Raw genomic sequence first — 20,084 nt, 5'->3', positions numbered from 1 at the left:
ATAATACACCACAGAAAACGGGCATATTATCTTTCACTGTTTATTTTTCGTAAAGTTTAGGGATCTTAACAAATTGTGTCAATACGAAGCCTAGGATAAAGGCAATCAAGCTGGCAATGATAAATTGAACAACATAGTTTGTTTCACCAATAAATGATGGAATATTGAACAAACCCATACCTCCAGCGATATAAACCTTGGCGTCAGCCCAACCAAGATAAGCTCCTTGAATAGCACCTGCAATACAAGTCATAATAAATGGTGTGCGCATTGGGAGGGTAATACCGTAAATCGCAGGTTCAGTAACCCCAAATAGTGCAGATACAAAGGCTGGAATTGAAAGTTCACGTACTTTTGATTCCTTAGTACGCATCATAATATTAAGAAGTGAACCTGCCTGAGCAAAACAGATTGCAAAAGTTGCGACGAGTACTGTTGAAGAACCCTGAGCAATTTCCAAATAGAAGAGTGGAACAAGTCCCCAGTGCAAACCAAACATAACAAGTACTTGCCAAAGAGCCCCGAGAACAATACCATAGATAATTGGATTGAAGCCATAGATACCTTGGAAAACAGCACCAATAATATCAGAAGCCCAGTTCATAACAGGACCAATAATCATATAGGCTAGAGGAACTGTAATTAGGATTGTAAAGAAAGGAACGAGAAAGACTTTGACAACATCTGGAATAACACGCTTGAAGAAACCTTCAATTTTCGCACCAACAAAGATAGTCAAAATAATTGGAAGAACTGTTGATAGATAGGTTGAATCTGGGAAGATAATTGGGAAACCAAAGAAGGTTGCATAGATATCAGATTCAATGATGCTACCCTTAAACAGTGTATACAGTGGGCTATCACCACTAAAACTTGTTGCAATATTTGGATAGACAAGAGCAAAAGCTAGCGCTAAAGCAGTGAACTGCTCCATTTTAAAACGTTTTGCTGATGTTACTGCCAAAATAACAGGAAGAAATTGGAAGACCCCATCACCAGCTGCATTGATGATAACATAGGCACCATCCGTTGTTTTTAAGCCACAGGCTGCCAAAATAGCTGCCAAACCTTTAAGCATACCAGCTGCAGAAAGTGCTCCCAGCATAGGTTGAAAAATTGATGATACTAATGAGATAAATTGATTCAACAGATTTCCCTTAGGCGCATCCCCCTCATCAATATCGAGACTACCGTCTCCAGAAATCCCTGCTACTTTCTGAACATCGGCATAAACATCTGGAACGTGATTTCCGATAACAACTTGGTATTGTCCACCAGCTTTAACAACAGTTACAATACCATCACGCGCTTTAAGGTAGTCATCATCTGCCTTTGATTCATCTTTTAGATTAAAACGTAGACGCGTCACACAGTGTTTTAGCCCTGCAATATTTTCCTTGCCACCAACATGAGCGACAATATCTTTAGCAAGCTCAGTGTAATCTTTTTTTGCCATGTCACAACCTCCTAATGACTTTTTACAATAAGAAAAACCTAAACAAATACCAAATAGGCATGTGAGACTGCATTCACATCCGTATCTTGTATTCATTTAGGTTTTGCCTGTTAATCAGTAACAATCCTTATAGCACTATCATAAATCACTTCTCTTGATTTTGCAAGCGCTTACTTTTATATTCCTCCGATAGTATCACTTTTTAAGAGGATAGTATCAAAAAAACTGGGAGGTCATCCCAGTTTCTATACTTTATCATAATTTTTTCGTCTAATTTTAAAATCGGAGCTGACAACTTCATCAACATCGATAACTGAGATGAAGGCATCTGGGTCAATTTCTGCCAGGATAGCCTTGACATCACGGACTTCACCTGGATTGAGCACCACATAAAGCACCTTGCGATCACGCCCTGAATAGGCTCCCTGACCCTTGAAGTAGGTCACACCTCGGTTGATTTCTTTGAGAATGGCTTGCGCAGCTTCTTCGGATTTCTCTGTCACAATCAGCATACCACGAATGGTGTAACCACCATTTTGAACGATGGTCAAAACCTGACTGAAGACGAAGCTCACAACAAGCGTGTAGAGCATGTGCTTCAAATCAATATAGCTCAGCGATGCCACCAAAACGATAACATCAATAAAGAGAAGGGTCTGACCAAGTTTGAAGCCGAATTTCTCCTCGACCACACGACCAATAATGTCAGTCCCACCAGTAGTAGCCCCGTAGCGAAAGACAAGACCACTCCCCGCACCAGAAAAGAGACCAGCTACAACTGCAACCAACATCATGTCGTCTTCCAGACCAAGATTAAGAGGAACCAGCTGCCAAAACCAGATGAAAACTGACATAAGTACAGTTCCATAAATCGTTAGCGCTAGCGATTTTTTCCCTAAAACCCGAGCTCCCAAGACAAAAAGAGGAATGTTAATCAGAAGAGAGGAATAGGCTGGATTGATACCAAGCAGGGCATGGATAATCAGTGTAATCCCTGAAATCCCCCCTTCTGCCAAGTGATTTGCCATATTGAAATGAACAAAGCCGAAGGTATAGATAGCAATCCCCAAGGCAATCAAAATCAGATCCCTAACCTGTCTTTTCTTTTCTAACATAAATCCTCCCTAAACTTTTACTTGTTTGCGATATTTACTACGAGAAGCGATAAATTCTGGACTAACAACCTCATCCACATTGAAGATGGAAAGAAAGGCCTTCTGATCAATCTCCTCAACCAGACGCTTGACCTCTCTAGCATCTGTGGGACTGAGCACCACATACATCACCTTCTTCTCCTGACCAGAATAAGCTCCCTCGCCCTTAAGATAGGTCACACCTCGACCCAAGTCTTCCATGATGTGTTGGGAAATAGCTTCCGCTTGATCTGAAATAATAATCATTCCACGCACAGCATAACCACCATTTTGGATGAGATTGACAACCTGACTATACATAAAACTAGCAATCAAGGCATACATCATCTGAGGAATGGAAATATAGGTCAAAGATAGTACCATGACAAACACATCAAAACCCAGCAAGGCTTGGTTAAGTTGAATACCAAACTTATCCTCAATAACCCTTGCAATGATATCAGAGCCACCGATAGTACCGCCAAAACGAAAGACCAAGCCGCCTCCCAGCCCTGCTATTATCCCTGCAATCAAAGAAATCACCAGATTATCCTGCTGCAAATCAACATAGAGAGGCAGTCTTTGAAATAGCCAGATGAAAAAGTACATAGAGGCGATACCCTCAATCGTGTAAACCATAGCCTTCCTGCCAAACAGATAGGCTCCTAGACAGACCAAGGGAAGATTGACCAGATAACCAGTATAGGTCGGATCAATCCCAAAGAGTGCATGAAAAACAAGGGTCAAACCTGCAATCCCATTGGCAGCAATATTATTAGCCATGTTGAAATAAACAAAACCAAAGGCGTAGATAGCCGCCCCCAAGGCAATCATAATAAAATTTCTTAGTCTAAATGTATAATCAACCTGCATGATTTCTCCTAAAACATCTCTTAGCAACTAATCCATATCCACAAATCGTCCCATAACATGCACATTCTCAGCGACAGATACAAAGGCTTTAGGATCTGTCTTGCTCATGTAGTATTTAAAATCACTGTACTCTTCTCGGGTAATAATGGCTAATAGCACAGCTTTCTTCTCATGGTTGTAGGTTCCTTCGGCATCATTGATACAGGTGACGCCTCGATGGAGTTTCTTGTGAATCATCTTGACAACGCGATCAGGATGACTGGTTACAATCATGGCCTGCATTTTCTTTTGTTTGGTGTAAATGGCATCCGTCACACGACTTGATACAAAGATTGTAATCATTGAATAGAGGGCGTATTGCCAGCCGAACAAGAGACCTGCAAAAACCATGATAGCTCCATTTACCATGAGAGAGATACGTCCCACATCACGACCTGTTTTCTTACGGATGGTTAGACTGACAATATCTGTCCCTCCACTGGAAATGCGTGAGCGCAGCCCATAACCTATCCCAGTCCCCATAACCAGACCTCCAAAGATGGCATTGATCAAGGGATCCTGCGTCAGCGTTACCTTTGGAACCAACTGAATAAAGACCGAACTGAGGGTAACGGTGATAAAGGTAAAGACTGTAAACTTGTGACCAATCTTGTACCAAGCCAAAATCAAAAGTGGCAGGTTTATGGCGTAGAAAGTCACAGAGACAGGGATCTCAAAGCCCAAAGTTCTCTGACTGAGAGCTGAGAGGACCTGAGCCAGACCCGTCACACCGCTAGAATAGACATGACCAGGCTGGAAGAAAAAATTGACAGCGATTGCAGAAAGAAGACCATAAAGCAGAGAAGCGGAAATCTTCTCTGCATATTTTTCTCTTGAAATACTTCTAAGGGTCTTCAAAAGGCCAACCTTCTTAGCTTCTCGACTAATAAAATACTTGAGTTTCTTCTTAAACGATGTTTTTCGGTTCATAATAGGTTTCCTTGTAAGAAGTCCTTGGCACTGAGAGGGAACTCAGAAAAATAAGAATCTAAATGACTAAACAGTTGTCTCTTAGTCCTCTGAACTGAGATTGATGCCCAAAGCCAATTCATCAAGTTGCTTGTCAGCTACGACACTTGGTGCTTGGGTCATTGGGTCAGAAGCCTTATTGTTTTTAGGGAAGGCAATCACTTCACGGATATTGTCCTTACCTGCAAGGAGCATGACAAAACGGTCAAGTCCGATAGCAAGTCCACCGTGTGGTGGGAAACCGTAATCCATTGCTTCCAAAAGGAAACCAAACTGTTCATTAGCATCCTCTGCTGAGAAACCGAGTGCTTTAAACATGCGTTCTTGCATGTCTTTTTGGTTGATACGAAGACTTCCACCACCGAGCTCATAACCGTTAAGAACGATATCGTAAGCAACCGCACGTACCTTAGCAAGATCACCTTCAAGCTCGTGGGCTGACTCTTCTGTTGGCAATGTGAACGGGTGGTGAGCAGACATGTAACGATCTTCTTCTTCAGACCATTCAAACATTGGCCAATCGATAACCCAGAGGAAGTTGAATTTAGAGTTGTCAATCAAGTCAAGCTCTTTAGCAATACGTCCACGAAGGGCACCGAGTGTATTGTTAGCAACTTCAAGCGTATCAGCTACGAAGAGAACCAAGTCATTCTCTTCAAGTTGTAAAGCACTTGTCAATCTATCTTCGATTGCTGTCAAGAATTTAGCAACTGGTCCAGCGATAGCTCCATCAGTCACTTTAACCCAAGCAAGACCCTTAGCACCGAATTGTTTAGCAAACTCAGTCATCTTATCGATGTCTTTACGTGAGTATTTGTCGGCATTTCCTTTTACGACGATAGCTTTAACTGCCGCTGCTTCAGAGAAGACTTTGAAGTCAACATTCTTGACAACCTCTGTCAAGTCTTGTAAAAGCATGTCAAAACGTGTATCAGGTTTATCTGAACCATAAAGATTCATTGCATCATCGTAAGCCATACGTGGGAATGGTAGAGTAACGTCGATTCCCTTAGTATCTTTCATGACTTTGGCAATCATACCTTCCACGATATCTTGGATTTCTTGGTCGTTAAGGAATGATGTTTCCAAGTCAACTTGTGTAAACTCAGGTTGACGGTCTCCACGCAAATCTTCATCACGGAAGCATTTAACAATTTGGTAGTAGCGATCAAAACCAGCATTCATCAAAAGCTGTTTTGTAATTTGTGGACTCTGTGGAAGGGCATAGAAGTGACCTTGACTAACACGAGATGGCACAAGATAGTCACGTGCTCCTTCTGGAGTTGATTTGGTCAACATTGGTGTTTCCACATCGATAAACTCAAGCTCGTCAAGGTAGTTACGAATTGAGTGAGTCACTTTGGCACGCAACTTGAAGTTTTCAAGCATTTCTGGACGACGAAGGTCAAGGTAACGGTATTTAAGACGGTTATCATCTGACACTTCAACACCATCCTTGATTTCAAAAGGTGTTGTTTTAGCTGTATTCAAAACTGTCAAGCTAGTAACTTGCAGCTCAACCTGTCCAGTAGCCAAATTATCGTTGGCTTGCTGACGCTCAGCGACAAGACCTGTCACCTCAACAACAAACTCATTACGAAGGCTTTCAGCAGTCGCCATAAGCTCAGCTGAGACTTCCTCTGGATTGATAACCAACTGCATGATGCCCTCACGGTCACGCAAATCGATAAAGATGAGTCCACCTAGGTCACGACGGCGACCAACCCAACCTTTAAGGGTGATTTCCTGTCCGATGTGCTCAGCACGGACACGACCAGCATACATACTACGTTTCATAAAATCTATTACCTCTTTTCAGCCAAGCCCATCCGCTTAGCCTCTTTCTTTCACAGGCAAAACTGCCTTTATTCATTCCTTTTTATTATAGCAAAAAGCCAAAGAAAACCCTACCCAATTGGATAGAGTTTTTTAGTTTTTGTGAAATAGCAGAGCTATTTAAATTTATGGTCACCTTTTTCCAGACGCCTACTCTCAACTTTTTGATTTCTTCGACGTTCCATCTCTTCCATACGTTCACGGAACATCGATTGAAATTCTTCAGAATTCTGATTGACATATTCATGAAATCGCTTATCACGACGATAGTTAGCATAAAAATCGACCAGTGGTAATCCTAAGTAGAGATAGACACCCCATCTTCCAAGACTAAAAGCCAATAGAATAATAAAGAGATTTAGTAGAAGTGTCAAAGTCATGCGATGGTGGTAAAACTGGTGGACCATCGTTTCAAGCTGATCTTCTTTCCAATTACTCCCTTGCTCAATGATAGGAATCAGATTTAAAAGTGTGATAACCAAAACATTTAAAATACCAAAGAAGAGAACTGACACCCAGGGGATTTCAAAGGAAACCAACATCTTAATAGCCAGCGGGAAAAGTGACATAAGACCATGAGCAGAAATATCCAGCAGAAGGCTCTCCATCTTTTTCACTTCTGTTCGACTCATTAGCTTAGTACGACGGTACCAAATATTGATTAAAAGAATAAAAGAAATCAGAAAGAGACTGACTTCTTTGATAAAATCAGGCATTTGCTCACTAGTCGTGGGCGCCTGAATTTCCAAAACCAAAATCGTCATGACAATAGCAATAATAGCATCGCTTAAGGTATCAAAACGTTCAATCATTTTTTTCATGAGTTACTCCAGAATGTATTACTGCCAATCATTATATCAAAAGAGTATAGAAAAACAAGGACCATAGCGGCCCTTGCCTAACAGCTACTCTTTCTCTTTCGCCAATTCCAAACAGTAAGATTTTCTATGGCAATGAGGACAGGTTAATCGTCTTGTCTTAGGTGTGTGAGTCGCCAATGCAAATATTTTAAAAGAAGGCTCAAAGGTTTGATGGCAGTTAGAACAGAGATACAGAGTCTGCTTCTTAAAGTAATAAATTAAAGCAGAGTAAACAACCACAGAGATTGGGACAATCCCCAAAAGTAACCATGTCACCTTAAAGTATGACATAGTCTGTACTAACACGCTATGTGCTATAACTATTGCAGCCATAATGATAGACATCTTCCACTGTAAATTCCGCCAAGCTTTTTGATTTTTCATGGTAAGTGAAATATCTGCCAAAGATTCGAGGGAAGTTGAACTTTGACTTTTGATCTTGTCAAGTAGGTTGACAGACATGTCAAGTTTGTTTTTCAATTGATTTCTCTCCTTCTGCAACTGAGAGATATGCTCCTGCAGGAGTAATTCCAAGGTCTTATCTGCTGACTCTTCAGCCATGAAACGCCGAATCTGCTCTAGTGAAAAATCTAGTTCCCTAAGAAAGACGATGACTTGTAAATTTCTCAGATCCTCCTCGCTATAAATCCGTCGCCCGCCCTCGCTAATATCACTGGGACTAAGGATTCCTTTTTGATCATAGTATTGGACTGTCCGAACTGTCACGCCAGACAGTTTTGCAACTTCTCCAGTCGAATAACTTTGTGACATTTCCTTCACCTCCTTTATTTTATCTACTTTGCTTGACAGGTTTAAACCAGATTAAAATAAGGGAAACTATGGTCATTATTAATAAAGATAAGAATTTTTCCGAATAGTCTCTAATTTCAAAATTGCTTAAAAAATTATTTGGTGTCAACAATATAAATGGGGACCACTGTCCAAAGTAATTTAAATTTTCTATCAAGCTAGAAAATAAAATAAATATTTCAAGTATCATCGCAGATATGAATGGGGTCAAATATAGAGATATTGCATTTCCAAAAATAGTAAATAAACAAAATGATAAACTTTGGATAGCTATTGCTAAAAGAAATTCTTTCAAATTAATCGTACTATAAAATGCCCTCACAATGTATATTGTAAGTAATCCTCCCAAAAATACAGAACCAAAATTTATTAAAAAACCTGTAAAGACTTTAGATAATAAAACTTTTCCTCCCCTACTGATTCTTGTTTGATAGAATAATTTCTCAGACTCTACTTTTCCTAACTGACATTCTGTCGAAGTTAAGTAAATAGCAGCAAATAGGCAGATTTGTGACGTAGATTTAAAATAAGAACTAGCAATATCGCGCCAGTGCATTTCTTGGACTATTACTTTTGCACCAGTAGTTCCTAAAGTATCGATAATATCTTTTGCATAGTATGTGCCAAAAGTAGCTACTAATGTACAAATAATTATAATAAAAAAAAGGAAAAAAATTTTTCTACTTCTTACCCAATGAAAAAAATCATATTTAATCATGGACCGTCTCCTCATTCTTATTAACAATACGATAAAATGCATCATAAAGATTAAGCTTTCTATCGTTACAAGATTTTACATACGGTGATAGTTTTTCATCAATCAAAGATAAGACTTTTGGAAAATCTGAATGGGGAAACATTAATACTTTGTCATCAGAACTTTTTGACTCAAAAAGTTTAATATTATTTTTTTTAAAAACTTCAATAAATTGTTTTAAACCTTTTACGTTGTAGAGTTCAATAGATGATAGTTCTTCTTTCCCTAAAAAATCTGTCAAATCTCCTGTGTACAATAATCTACCTTTGTTGATAACAATTAGCTTATTAGCAATTTCTTGTACTTCTGTTAGATTATGGGTTGATATAACTACTGTTGTCTTTTTTGAGATTTTTTTAATAATATCAAGGATTTCTTCTCTTCCAAAAGGGTCAAGAGCACTTGTGGGTTCATCTAAAAATAATAATTCTGGATTTAGAACTAAAGACGAAGCAATACCTAAACGTTGCTTCATTCCTCTTGAAAAAGATGAGGCTTTATTGTTTTTATATTCGCTTAAACCTACCATTGATAATAAATTGGATATAGATTGTTCTTTTGGTTTTGGAAGTCCTGAAATCCAAGCTGAATAATATAATACTTCTATTGCATTTAAGTCATCTGGAAATTCTGGAGTATCAGGACAATACGCTATTTTTGTGTCATAATTCTCAATATATCCATTGTTATAGTGAGTTATTTTTAATATTGAGTGAATAAGCGTAGTCTTCCCAGCACCATTTGGTCCAATTAAACCAATGATACCATCACTTTTAGATATATTTAGAGTGATATCGTTTAAAGCAAGGAAATTTCCAAAAAAAACCGAGAGATTTTCTATATTTAATAAATTTTTTTATTTTTCATATTAAAAACCTAACGTTCTCTACCAACTAATAAATAGATGATTCCACCAAAGGGAAGACTGACACATGAAATAATTATCCAAAGCCACCAAGGTAAAAATTTAGTTTCTTTATGACTTAAAATGTCTAAAATTAAAAATAAAATATAAGATAGTAATAGCAATATGAGAGGTAGTAAAATATAAATATTCATAATGACTCCTTTTATTGAGATACAGAAAGACTTTGCTGTTCATCATCAGTTTAGCTCATAACTCTAGGTCATTTACAAGCCCTAACCCTAGGTATTTTTTTAAATAGTAGAATATATGCGTTTATTTCCTTGTAGGTCAACCTTATTTTCAATCTCTGATAAACACAAAGTACATTCCTTGCTTAACAGCTATTCTTTCTCTTTCGCCAATTCCAAGCAGTAAGATTTTCTGTGGCAATGAGGACAGGTTAATCGCCTTGTCTTAGGAGTATGAGCCGCCAAGGTAAATTCTTTGAAAGAAGGTTCAAAGGTTTGATGGCAGTTGGGACAGAGATAGGCAACTCGACTTCTATACCAATTTGCCATACAGATAGCTATGATCAGATATACTACTACAAGTGGTAGAATGATCCACCTATAAGCACCGCTGCCTAGCCACAAACTCAATCCTGTCAATAGTAAGACTAAGAGGAGCCATAAAGCCCACATTTTCCATTGCAATTTCCGCCAAGCTTTTTGATTTTTCATGGTAAGTGAAATATCTGCCAAAGATTCGAGAGAAGTAGAGCCCTGACTTTTGACCTTGTCAAGTAGATTGACAGACATGTCAAGTTTGCTTTTTAATTGATTTCTCTCCTTCTGTAAGTCTGAGATATGCTCCTGCAAAAGCAACTCCAAAGTCTTATCCGCTGACTCTTCAGCCATGAAACGGCGAATCTGATCTAGGGAAAAATCTAGTTCCCTGAGAAAGACGATGACTTGTAGATTTCTCAGATCCTCCTCGCTATAAATCCGTCGTCCACCCTCACTAATATCATTAGGGCTAAGAATCCCTTTTTGATCATAGTATTGGACTGTTCTGACTGTTACGCCAGCCAGTTTTGCAACTTCTCCAGTCGAATAGCTTTGCGACATTTCCTTCACCTCCTTTATTGAGATACAGAAAATCTTTTTTCTGTTCTCTTACATCTTAGCTCATAACTCTAGGTCACTTACAAGCCCTAACCCTAGGTATTTTTTGAAAAATAGCAGAGCTTAGAAAAAAAGCCCAGCAGACGTGTGGTCTAACTGGACTGGACTGTGTCAACTTACTGTCAACCTAGTTTACTTTTTTGAAAATTGTAGCAAAATCTGACTTGATTTCCTCTAGACTTACTGTTACTTCCTCACGAGTCTGATTGTTCTTGATAGTGACTTGTCCAGTCTCCACTTCACTTTCTCCTAAGGTGATAACTGTCTTAGCATTGAAGGCATCTGCTGATTTGAACTGTGCCTTGATCTTGCGTCCAAGGTAATCACGTTCTGCTGAGAAACCTTGCATACGGATAGCTTGAACAAGCTCAAGCGCTTTGCTATTAACCGCATCGCCCAAAACTGCAATATAAACATCTAAGCTCTCTTCAAGAGGAAGTTGGATACCTTGTTTGTCAAGGATAAGGAGTAGGCGCTCAAGACCCAAACCAAATCCAAAACCAGCTGTCTCAGGACCACCGAAATACTCAACCAAGCCGTCATAGCGACCACCTGCACAGATAGTTAGGTCTGACTTATCAACCTTAGTGATAAATTCAAAAATCGTATGGTTATAGTAGTCAAGACCGCGCACCATGTTGGTGTCAATGACATAAGGAATATTGAGGGCTTCCAACATCTCACGAACGGCATCAAAGTGAGCTTGACTTTCTTCATCAAGATAGTCCAAGATAGATGGAGCATTTTCAACCGCAATCTTATCTTCTTTTTCCTTAGAATCTAGCACGCGCAGCGGATTTTCTTCCAAACGACGCTGGCTATCTTTTGAAAGACTGTCCTTAATTGGTGTCAAGTAGTCAATCAATGCTTGACGATAGGCTGCACGACTCGCTGGGCTTCCCAATGAATTCAAGTGAAGCGTGATGTCCTTAATCCCCAATTCTGTAAAGAGCTGGTAAGCCATAGCCATGGTCTCAACATCCGTCGCTGGATTGCTAGAGCCAAAAGCTTCTACGCCGACTTGGTGGAATTCACGAAGACGACCTGCCTGAGGACGCTCATAGCGGAACATTGAACCGATATAGTACATCTTAACAGGCTTTTGAACCTCAGGTGCAAAGAGCTTATTCTCAACAAAAGAGCGAACAACTGGAGCCGTACCTTCTGGACGAAGCGTGATATGACGGTCACCCTTGTCGTAGAAATCGTACATCTCTTTGGTCACGATATCAGTCGTATCACCAACAGAACGACTAATGACCTCATAGTGTTCAAACATAGGTGTTCTAATTTCACCATAGTTGTACTTTTTGAAGGTTTCACGTGCAACATTTTCAACATACTGCCACTTAGCACTCTCAAGAGGCAGAATATCCTGCGTCCCCTTAGGCTTTTGAAGTTTCATAATAATAAGATACAAAGGTCGCACAGAAAAAGCGATTGAAAATTAGGAAATCGGCTAGAAATCCTGATTTCTAAGACGATTTATCTATTTTCCGAGCTTTTCCGACCGTGTTCAGTTTCCCTGACAGGTTTGCAGACCTTCTCCTTTCTCTATTCTCGTAATCCCCTATATTTTACCACGTTTTCAAACATTTTTCGATAGAAAAAGAAGAGCAGGTTGAAAATTCAACCCACTCCCACAATCATGACTAATCTTCCTTATAAAGAATAAAGGTCACAACAAATGCGATAAGGACAGACAAGGCAATCCCTGCCAAGGCAACATAGAAATAATAGAGTGTATTGTCACCGATATAAGCCGCAACCGTCAGAAGACCTGGTGAACCGCCTGAGAAGTTACGGGCACCCATAATTCCCAAGAAGAAACCACCGATACCACCTGCCACCATACTACCGATAAGAGCAGCGCGATTCTGCAAGGTTACCCCGTAGAGGGCTGGCTCAGTGATACCAAAAATGGCTGTAATACCAGCTGATGAAGCTAGGGCTTTTTTATCGGCATCTTTGGTTTTGATGGCAATAGCTAGCGCTGCACCACCTTGTGCAACGTTAGATGGCAACATCCCTGGTTGAGCAATCGTATCGTAACCAATAGTCATACGATTGTTGATACCGAGCGAAACCAAACCATAATGAGTCCCTGTCATAACAAGGAAAGGTGAGAAGACACCAACCAAGGTAGGCACTACCCATGGACCGAAATTTTCCAACCAAGTGAAGAAAGCTGCCAACCAGTCACCTAAGATAGAGCCCAAGGGACCAATCACAACCAAAGCGATGACTGCAGTCACCAAGGTTGTAATCATTGGAACAAGGAAGAACTTAACTGCCTTAGGTGAAATCTTATCCGCAAAACGTTCCACGTATGCCATAAACCATACAGACAAGATAACTGGAATAACCGTTGATGAGTAAGAAACAAGACTAATAGGAAGACCAAACAGGGCAAGACTATCTCCTGATTCCTTCAAACTTGTTACCAAGGTCGTGAACGTTGGGTGCAAGAGAATAGCACCAATCAGCATACCCAAGTATTGATTTGACTTAAATTGACGCGCAGCCGTTCCACCAAGGAAAATAGGAAGAAAATAAAAACCAGCATCACCGATAAAGTTAAGAATCTGATAGTTAGTATCCGTTGCCGTTACAACTTTAAAGACGACAAGGAGTGATAGCACTGCCTTGATCATACCCGCTGCAGTAATGATAGGAAGAATCGGTGTGAAAATCCCAGAAATAGTTGCTAGAATCTTCTGACCTAGACCTTCTGCCTTATCAGTCTCCTCAAGCTGTTGACCAGACTCATCTAGATCCAATAGTTCTGTCAAAGGACGATAAACGCTCTGCACATCAGAACCAATAACAATCTGATACTGACCGCCACTCTTAGCTAGACCAACGACTCCCTTGGTCGCCTTAATTGTCTCATCATCTGCCAGACTGTCATCTTTCAAAACAAAACGAAGACGAGTCGCACAGTGAGTCAGACTTGTGACATTGGACTTGCCACCGACCTTTTCTAAAATGATATCTGCTAGTTCTTGATAATTCATAAAAACCTCTTTTTCATTCATTTGATTTTAAAACTATCTTACCTTAAAAGATTATAGGCGTAAAATATATATTTTCTATGCTTTCCCATAGTTTTTAACTATAACCGCTCTGAATAGAAGCACTTTTAATCTAATTGTCATTTAAAATGATTGCTTTTCCGCAATAATAAGTCTATAATGCCTTCATATTGCATTTATTGGAGGAATGTTTAGGATGTTGGAAAAACTAAAAAACGTCCTTTTAGGGTCTCCCCTAAAGTCAGACGACGGAGCTGGAGATGAGCATCTGCTTGGTAAATCTCAAGCCCTCGCTATGTTGTCTAGTGATGCCTTGTCATCTATCGCTTACGGTCCAGAGCAGGTTATTCTCGTTCTTACCGCCCTGTCAGCTGCAGCCATCTGGTGGTCACTCCCTATCGGTATTGGGGTTTTGATTTTGCTGATTAGCTTGACTATTTCTTATAGCCAGGTTATCCACGCCTATCCTAGCGGTGGTGGTGCCTACATGGTTTCAACTGAAAATCTCAATCCTAGCCTGGGCTTACTAGCTGGAGGGAGTCTTCTGATTGACTACATGCTGACCGTTGCCGTATCCGTTTCATCAGGTGCGGATGCTATCACTTCAGCCTTTCCACAGCTTCATCCCTATAATCTGACCATTTCTATTGTTCTGGTTTTGATTCTTATGTTGATGAACTTGAGAGGACTTCAAGAGTCTGCTTCAGCTCTCTTTATACCAGTCTATCTCTTTATCGCTTCAACCATTTTCCTTTTGGTCTTTGGGATTTTTAAAATTCTAACAGGTCAACTGGACTATGCAGCAACGGCTCATGTTGGACAATCTATTTCTGGGATGTCTATCGTCCTTCTCCTTAGAGCCTTTACCAGCGGATCTGCTTCATTGACAGGGGTCGAAGCCATCTCAAACGCTGTGCCATTTTTCAAAAAGCCAAAAACGAAAAATGCCGTCAAGACTTTGGTCATCATGTCTGCCATTCTCGGTTTCATGTTTGTCGGAATCACCTTCCTCAACTACTGGCTGGGAGTTTTGCCTTCTAGCAAGGTCACTATCTTGGCACAGATTGCTCAAAAAGTCTTTGGTTCAAGCATGATTGGTCAGGTTCTCTTTTACATCTTCCAGCTTGCTACTGCTATGATTTTGGCTGTCGCTGCCAATACTGGTTTCTCAGCCTTTCCTATTCTTTCCTTTAACATGGCTAAGAATAAATACATGCCCCATCTCTACCTTGAAAAAGGTGCTCGCCTCGGCTACTCAAACGGAATTATTACCCTAGCCGTAGGTGCCATTGTCCTACTCTTAGCCTCAAACGGTTCAACCGAAGGCTTGATTCCCCTCTACACAATCGGTGTTTTCATTCCCTTTGCTTTAGCGCAAACTGGTATGGTCCTTTATTGGAAAAAGCAGAGCCCACAAAACTATCTCAAAAAAGCTAGCGCAAACGTCGTTGGTGCCCTTATCTGTTATGGTATCATTGCCATTCTCTTGGTATTCCGCCTTGCAGACATCTGGCTCTTCTTCCCAATTATCGGTGTTCTTATGGTAATGTTCTACGCTATCAAACGCCACTACACCAATGTTGCTAAACAGCTCCGCATTCAAGAAAGTCAAGCCAAGGTTACCCACTACAAAGGTAACCGTGTCTTGGTCCTCATCGGAAATCTGACACAGGCTAGTATCGAAGCCATCAGCTATGCTCAATCTTTGACAGACAACGTGACTGCTCTGCATGTCTCAACCGCAGAAACAAAAGATAAGGACGCTGAGCTCCAGGAAGAATTCCAGAGAGAGTTTCCTGGTCTAGAGTTGGTCAACGTTGTCAGCAGCTATCGTGATGTGATCAAACCAACTGTGGACTATGTCCGTCAAGCTAGCCAAGAAGCCCGTGAGAAAGAAGAAACCCTAACGGTCCTAATCCCACAGTTTGTCCCTAAAAAATCTTGGCAAAATCTCCTTCACAACCAAATGAGCCTACGCTTGAAATACTATCTACGTTGGAATGAGGATATTGTCATCGCATCTTACTCCTTCCACTTAAAAGACTAAAAAATCTGTCAAGTAACTTTACTTTACAAAAAAGTTGTGTTATTATGGTACAGTTGATGAAAATCAAGAACATTAAAAATTAATCGGAGGAAACAAAAAAATGGCAGTACCTGCACGTCACACTTCAAAAGCGAAGAAAAACAAACGTCGTACACACTACAAATTGACTGCACCATCAGTACAATTTGACGAAACTACTGGAGATTACTCACGTTCACACCGTGTATCACTTAAAGGATACTACAAAGGACGTAAAATCGCTAAAGCTAACGAAGCTAAATAATAGAAGGGAGATACCATGCGCGTAAATATTACACTTGAACACAAAGAATCTGGTGAACGCTTGTACCTTACTTCAAAAAACAAACGTAACACTCCAGACCGTCTTCAATTGAAAAAATACTCACCAAAACTTCGTAAACACGTTGTTTTCACAGAGGTTAAATAATTGAACTAAAAAAAGCCTATGAAACTCATGTTTCTAGGCTTTTTTGTTGTTTTCTTTTAAAATCTCTGTAAAGCGGTGTGTAAACTGGGCTGTCATGCCCCAGATATTTTCTGGAAAGGCTTCATAAAAAGGAATGCTACGATTTTGATGACTGAAACCATAGTCTTTCCCATTTCTGATGCGGTCAAAGGGAAACTGATTATCCAGTTTCACATCAGCTTTTAGCTCATAATAGGTTGGTTCATGGGCTAGCAAATCTCGTAAAGCTACTGTAAAGAGGCGGTCAACCTCTTCATTTGCTTTGATGCTCTGCCATTTGTCCACCTTAAGCTGACCAACAAAGCAATGAATACTTCTGGTCTGATAGACGAAATAGTCAATCTCTCCCCAAATATCAATCTGGCTGGGAGCAAGGTTGAGCTCCTCTACCGTCTCACGCAGGGCAGCCTCTTGATAGGTCTCGCCTGCCTCCACGCGCCCACCTGGAAAGGAAACCTCACCAGGCTGAGAAATATGCTGACTGCGCACCTGATAAAGCACCTGCCAGTCCTTACCATCCCAAATGAGGGGAAGAAAAACCGCATAGCGTGACTCCTCTCCCAAAGGCTTTGGAGTATAGTTTTCTAAAATCGCTTTAATATCCATGTTTACTCGCTTTCTATCCCCTTCATCTTACAGAAGTTAGGAGATTTGGTCAACTTTTTGATGTTAAAAGACAAAACCCATCTAGCAAAAACTAGATGGATTTTTAGCTTAAAAGAGTAGGCTGATGAGAGCCAAGATTGCCAAACCACCTTGAGTCAAGATGATTTTCTTATCCGCTGTTAGAGCGCCGTAGGCTGCTGCAAAAACAACATTTAATAGGAAAATAGTCACAACAGTCACGTTGCCTGTAAAGATACCGTAAAGCATAAAGAGGGCAATCAGACCATTGTAAATCCCTTGATTTTTAAAGAGTTTGTCGACTGAATCACGTTGGCGTTCTTCCTTAGACATATTGAAAACACGGCCTGTGCTATCAGATTGTGTAGCAAATGTTTCGAGATACATGATGTAAACATGTTCCAAGGCTACCAAGATAGCCAAGATAAGTGTAATAATTGACATGATTTTTCCTTTTCTTAAATTTCTTAACTGTTCTAGTCTAGCTCATAAGAAATAGCAAAGCAAATAATCTGCTCTGCTATTTTCCAACGAAACTAATCCTGACTTTCTGGATGATAGACCAGAAGTCCCAAAAGCATAAAGGCTAGAAGGAAGCCAGATAGCACTCCTAACTGCTGACCAATCTGCCCTGTCATAGAAATCGTCTGGCGAAGTCCTGACACTGCATAAGTCATCGGAAGGTAAGGTTGAATAACTTGGAAGAATTTTGGACTAAGCTCAATCGGATAAGTCCCCGCACTAGATCCCAACTGTAAAAGCAGGACAATCAGCGCTGCAAATGAACCAAAGCGACTGTTCCAGCCGATAAGGGCGGTCACAAGTGCCATCAAGGTCCAGGAAATCAAGATAGTGAAACCTAGTGTCTCCAATTTAAAGCTAGGATCAACTCCAACCAATCTAACGATACCATAGAGAATCACAGCACCCAAAGTCGCAATGGTTCCATTAATCAAGAGCTTGCTCTTAGCCCAATCCCAACGAGAATCGAAATCCTTACCATCCAAGTGCTTAGCAAAGATAACGTTGGCTGAAAGTGCCGCTACCATCAAGGCAACCGACATCATGTAAGGAGCCAGTCCCACCCCATTAGTTTTGACATTATCCTTGTCTGTTTTCTTGCTAGACACAGGACTTGACACTGCAGTAGCATTGTCATCACCGACTGAAACGAGAGAAAGGTGTTGGCTAGCCTTGCTGAGAGAATCAGTCAAGGTTGACACGCCGCTTGACAAGGTTCCGAGTCCTGATACAAGACTAGTTGACCCTGTGTTCAATTGCTCAGCTCCACTAGCTAGTTGACCTGCACCAGTTGCAAGTTGACTACTTCCGCTAACTAGCTGCGCTGAGTTCGCATTAAGCGTTGAAGCGCCTGATTGAAGAGTTACGACACCTGAGTTAAGCTGGCTATTATTTGCGGCCAATTGCTGCGCCCCACTATTAATAGTTGATACAGCGCTAGTGTAAGCCTCAACACCTGCTAACAATTGATCAGCACCTGATGATAGAGATGACTGAACTTGAGTAACTCCAGAAGCAACTTGACTGCTACCTGGTATAATTTGACTATTGAGAGCAGTATTTACCTGTGTCAATCCTGTTGACAAGCTTGTCAAGGCAGAAACTGCACCTGGCAAGGCAACTGAAGCAGAGGAATCAATTTGACTAACTGCTGCTTGTAGACTTACCAATTGACCACTTGCTGCCTGAACAGTCTGCATAGCTGACTGCAAACTTGATAGAGCTGACGACATATTTGAAATGTCTGTCAAAATAGTTTGAGCATAGCTGGCAACTGATGACTCTGAATTTGACAAGGCTGATGTGATTTCATCCTGCTGGTCAGCAGTCATTGATTGATAAGCTGATGTTCCCTGTACTGCTGCTAGACTAGCAGCCTTATCTGACTCCGCTGCAGACAAAATAGCTTGCGCTTGACTTGCCATATCTGTCAGATTTGAAGTGATACTACTTGTATCGATACTGCCAGATGCTGACGCCATCGACATTGACGATAGACTTGTGTTCAACTGACTAATTGCTGCTTGCAATTGAGGTAGGCCTGTAAGTAAACTATTGATTTGGCTTGATTGTTCCTCTGACAAACCTGTTGCTGAAGCTAATTGACTAAGACCACTATTTAACTGATTTGCACCATCAACTAGGGTCTGAATTTGACTTGAGCTTGACTTGAGCTGGGCAACAGCAGATACAAGAGTCTCTGATTTACTATCTAATTGACTGGTACCACTTGCCAAGGTTGAAACACCATTGGTATAGGTTGTTAAACCTGATGACAAGGTAGAAATTCCTGAAGCTAGCTGCGAAACACCGCCTGTATAGGTTACAAGACCTGAATCTAAGCTAGTAGCACCACTTGCCAAGGTTGTTGTAGAGCTAGATAAGGTTGACAAGCCTGACGACAAGGTCTGACCTCCTGCTTCTAACTTATCTGCACCTGCGACCAACTCCTCACCTCCAGAAGTTGCAGTTGCCATTCCTGTTTGGAGCTGTGACATGCTTGAAAAGACAGCCTTTGTATAAGTCCCAGTTACTTGAGCTGAGATTTTCTTCGTTAGACTTGTAACTGCCGAATCGCTCATTTTTGCGGCAACAAAGCTGCGCCCTTTAGAAGTCTCATACTCAATCGTCATTTTCTCTGGATTGTCAGTCAAGAGACTAGCAGCCTTCTCTGATAAATCCTCTGGTAAAGTGATAACCATATAGTATTTTCCAGATTCAAGACCTTCCTCGGCTTTCTTTGCTGACACGATACTGAAATCCATACTATCACTTTTTTCAAGATTCTCAGCCATGTCTTTACCGATTGTCATGGTTTTTCCATTAAAACTAGCTGCCTTATCTTCATTAACAATAGCCACTGGAAGATCCTTCAAATTACCATAAGGATCCCACATGGAAGTCAGGAAACTAAGATTATAGAGAGCTGGTAAACATGAAACACCGATCATGGTAATCCAAACCATGGGTTTCTTTAACAATGTTTTTAACTTAGAAAACATCTTCTTCTCCTTTTTAGACAGTATGTCTAAATTTTGATATACTTATTATACAATGCTAGATTGAATAATCAAGAAAAAGAACCTATTTTTAGACAAGCTGTCTA

General features: G+C 40.6%; 17 protein-coding genes and 1 pseudogene. 3 read left to right on the top strand and 15 right to left on the bottom strand.

The annotated features are described in order from the left end of the window. Positions 1–49: 49 nt before the first annotated feature. The 12 genes and pseudogenes from JOC28_RS01115 to JOC28_RS01060 all read right to left on the bottom strand — a co-directional run. Positions 50–1,456: pseudogene (locus JOC28_RS01115) on the bottom strand (PTS transporter subunit EIIC); the annotation flags it as partial. Positions 1,457–1,701: 245 nt separating this feature from the next. Continuing rightward, the gene (locus JOC28_RS01110) at positions 1,702–2,571 is read right to left on the bottom strand and encodes a YitT family protein (RefSeq protein ID WP_205008800.1); all 870 of its coding nucleotides are present in this window, start codon (positions 2,569–2,571) and stop codon (positions 1,702–1,704) included. 9 nt (positions 2,572–2,580) lie between these two features. Then, positions 2,581–3,462: a YitT family protein gene (locus tag JOC28_RS01105; protein WP_205008799.1), complete on the bottom strand. Its 882-nt coding sequence runs from the start codon at positions 3,460–3,462 to the stop codon at positions 2,581–2,583. Between the two features lie 27 nt (positions 3,463–3,489). Beyond that, entirely contained in the window at positions 3,490–4,431 is a 942-nt protein-coding gene (locus JOC28_RS01100) for a YitT family protein (protein WP_205008798.1), read from the bottom strand. Between the two features lie 81 nt (positions 4,432–4,512). Continuing rightward, on the bottom strand, positions 4,513–6,267 hold the full coding sequence (gene aspS, locus JOC28_RS01095; protein WP_205008797.1) for an aspartate--tRNA ligase: 1,755 nt from the start codon (positions 6,265–6,267) through the stop codon (positions 4,513–4,515). A 155-nt stretch (positions 6,268–6,422) separates the two neighbouring features. Next, positions 6,423–7,127 carry a TMEM175 family protein gene (locus JOC28_RS01090; RefSeq protein WP_205008796.1) on the bottom strand — a complete coding sequence of 235 codons (705 nt, stop codon included), beginning with the start codon at positions 7,125–7,127 and terminating at the stop codon, positions 6,423–6,425. Between the two features lie 84 nt (positions 7,128–7,211). Continuing rightward, the gene (locus JOC28_RS01085; RefSeq protein WP_205008795.1) at positions 7,212–7,937 is read right to left on the bottom strand and encodes a MerR family transcriptional regulator; all 726 of its coding nucleotides are present in this window, start codon (positions 7,935–7,937) and stop codon (positions 7,212–7,214) included. A 19-nt stretch (positions 7,938–7,956) separates the two neighbouring features. Then, positions 7,957–8,694, bottom strand: coding sequence for a hypothetical protein (locus JOC28_RS01080; RefSeq protein ID WP_205008794.1), 738 nt, complete (start codon positions 8,692–8,694; stop codon positions 7,957–7,959). Beyond that, entirely contained in the window at positions 8,687–9,526 is an 840-nt protein-coding gene (locus JOC28_RS10790) for an ABC transporter ATP-binding protein (RefSeq protein WP_338058051.1), read from the bottom strand. The genes JOC28_RS01080 and JOC28_RS10790 overlap by 8 nt, the downstream gene beginning before the upstream one ends. A gap of 455 nt (positions 9,527–9,981) precedes the next feature. Beyond that, positions 9,982–10,707, bottom strand: coding sequence for a MerR family transcriptional regulator (locus JOC28_RS01070; RefSeq protein ID WP_205008793.1), 726 nt, complete (start codon positions 10,705–10,707; stop codon positions 9,982–9,984). Between the two features lie 184 nt (positions 10,708–10,891). After that, a complete protein-coding gene (gene hisS / locus JOC28_RS01065; RefSeq protein ID WP_205008792.1) occupies positions 10,892–12,169 on the bottom strand; it encodes a histidine--tRNA ligase in 1,278 nt (425 codons plus the stop codon). 247 nt (positions 12,170–12,416) lie between these two features. Further along, positions 12,417–13,781 (bottom strand): PTS transporter subunit EIIC, encoded by a 1,365-nt coding sequence (locus JOC28_RS01060; RefSeq protein WP_205008791.1) that lies wholly within the window; start codon positions 13,779–13,781, stop codon positions 12,417–12,419. 214 nt (positions 13,782–13,995) lie between these two features. Between JOC28_RS01060 and JOC28_RS01055 the strand changes: the two genes are divergently transcribed. From JOC28_RS01055 to rpmG, 3 genes are all read left to right on the top strand, one after another. Then, positions 13,996–15,846: an APC family permease gene (locus JOC28_RS01055; protein WP_205008790.1), complete on the top strand. Its 1,851-nt coding sequence runs from the start codon at positions 13,996–13,998 to the stop codon at positions 15,844–15,846. Positions 15,847–15,946: 100 nt separating this feature from the next. Continuing rightward, entirely contained in the window at positions 15,947–16,129 is a 183-nt protein-coding gene (gene rpmF / locus JOC28_RS01050) for a 50S ribosomal protein L32 (RefSeq protein ID WP_000290414.1), read from the top strand. A 15-nt stretch (positions 16,130–16,144) separates the two neighbouring features. Beyond that, positions 16,145–16,294 carry a 50S ribosomal protein L33 gene (gene rpmG / locus JOC28_RS01045; protein ID WP_001265622.1) on the top strand — a complete coding sequence of 50 codons (150 nt, stop codon included), beginning with the start codon at positions 16,145–16,147 and terminating at the stop codon, positions 16,292–16,294. A 33-nt stretch (positions 16,295–16,327) separates the two neighbouring features. On the opposite strand, the gene JOC28_RS01040 is transcribed toward rpmG, so the two are convergent. From JOC28_RS01040 to JOC28_RS01030, 3 genes are all read right to left on the bottom strand, one after another. Then, complete coding sequence (locus JOC28_RS01040; RefSeq protein ID WP_205008829.1) at positions 16,328–16,933, bottom strand: NUDIX domain-containing protein; 606 nt, start codon at positions 16,931–16,933, stop codon at positions 16,328–16,330. A gap of 114 nt (positions 16,934–17,047) precedes the next feature. Then, complete coding sequence (locus JOC28_RS01035) at positions 17,048–17,401, bottom strand: DUF1304 domain-containing protein (RefSeq protein ID WP_205008789.1); 354 nt, start codon at positions 17,399–17,401, stop codon at positions 17,048–17,050. Between the two features lie 92 nt (positions 17,402–17,493). Further along, positions 17,494–19,980: a YhgE/Pip domain-containing protein gene (locus JOC28_RS01030; protein ID WP_205008788.1), complete on the bottom strand. Its 2,487-nt coding sequence runs from the start codon at positions 19,978–19,980 to the stop codon at positions 17,494–17,496. Between the last annotated feature and the right edge of the window lie 104 nt (positions 19,981–20,084).

It is taken from the genome of Streptococcus loxodontisalivarius (assembly GCF_016908645.1).
GTDB classification, from domain to species: Bacteria; Bacillota; Bacilli; order Lactobacillales; family Streptococcaceae; genus Streptococcus; species Streptococcus loxodontisalivarius.
Note: the sequence above shows the minus strand (reverse complement) of the source record. Positions and strands in the feature narration are given on the sequence as shown.

What these genes read in the sequence shown, in the direction of transcription:
- JOC28_RS01110 (WP_205008800.1), bottom strand. Translation starts at nt 2,571, where the DNA reads ATGTTAGAAAAGAAAAGACAGGTTAGGGATCTGATTTTGATTGCCTTG.
- JOC28_RS01105 (WP_205008799.1), bottom strand. Translation starts at nt 3,462, where the DNA reads ATGCAGGTTGATTATACATTTAGACTAAGAAATTTTATTATGATTGCC.
- JOC28_RS01100 (WP_205008798.1), bottom strand. Translation starts at nt 4,431, where the DNA reads ATGAACCGAAAAACATCGTTTAAGAAGAAACTCAAGTATTTTATTAGT.
- aspS (WP_205008797.1), bottom strand. Translation starts at nt 6,267, where the DNA reads ATGAAACGTAGTATGTATGCTGGTCGTGTCCGTGCTGAGCACATCGGA.
- JOC28_RS01090 (WP_205008796.1), bottom strand. Translation starts at nt 7,127, where the DNA reads ATGAAAAAAATGATTGAACGTTTTGATACCTTAAGCGATGCTATTATT.
- JOC28_RS01085 (WP_205008795.1), bottom strand. Translation starts at nt 7,937, where the DNA reads ATGTCACAAAGTTATTCGACTGGAGAAGTTGCAAAACTGTCTGGCGTG.
- JOC28_RS01080 (WP_205008794.1), bottom strand. Translation starts at nt 8,694, where the DNA reads ATGATTAAATATGATTTTTTTCATTGGGTAAGAAGTAGAAAAATTTTT.
- JOC28_RS01070 (WP_205008793.1), bottom strand. Translation starts at nt 10,707, where the DNA reads ATGTCGCAAAGCTATTCGACTGGAGAAGTTGCAAAACTGGCTGGCGTA.
- hisS (WP_205008792.1), bottom strand. Translation starts at nt 12,169, where the DNA reads ATGAAACTTCAAAAGCCTAAGGGGACGCAGGATATTCTGCCTCTTGAG.
- JOC28_RS01060 (WP_205008791.1), bottom strand. Translation starts at nt 13,781, where the DNA reads ATGAATTATCAAGAACTAGCAGATATCATTTTAGAAAAGGTCGGTGGC.
- JOC28_RS01055 (WP_205008790.1), top strand. Translation starts at nt 13,996, where the DNA reads ATGTTGGAAAAACTAAAAAACGTCCTTTTAGGGTCTCCCCTAAAGTCA.
- rpmF (WP_000290414.1), top strand. Translation starts at nt 15,947, where the DNA reads ATGGCAGTACCTGCACGTCACACTTCAAAAGCGAAGAAAAACAAACGT.
- rpmG (WP_001265622.1), top strand. Translation starts at nt 16,145, where the DNA reads ATGCGCGTAAATATTACACTTGAACACAAAGAATCTGGTGAACGCTTG.
- JOC28_RS01035 (WP_205008789.1), bottom strand. Translation starts at nt 17,401, where the DNA reads ATGTCAATTATTACACTTATCTTGGCTATCTTGGTAGCCTTGGAACAT.
- JOC28_RS01030 (WP_205008788.1), bottom strand. Translation starts at nt 19,980, where the DNA reads ATGTTTTCTAAGTTAAAAACATTGTTAAAGAAACCCATGGTTTGGATT.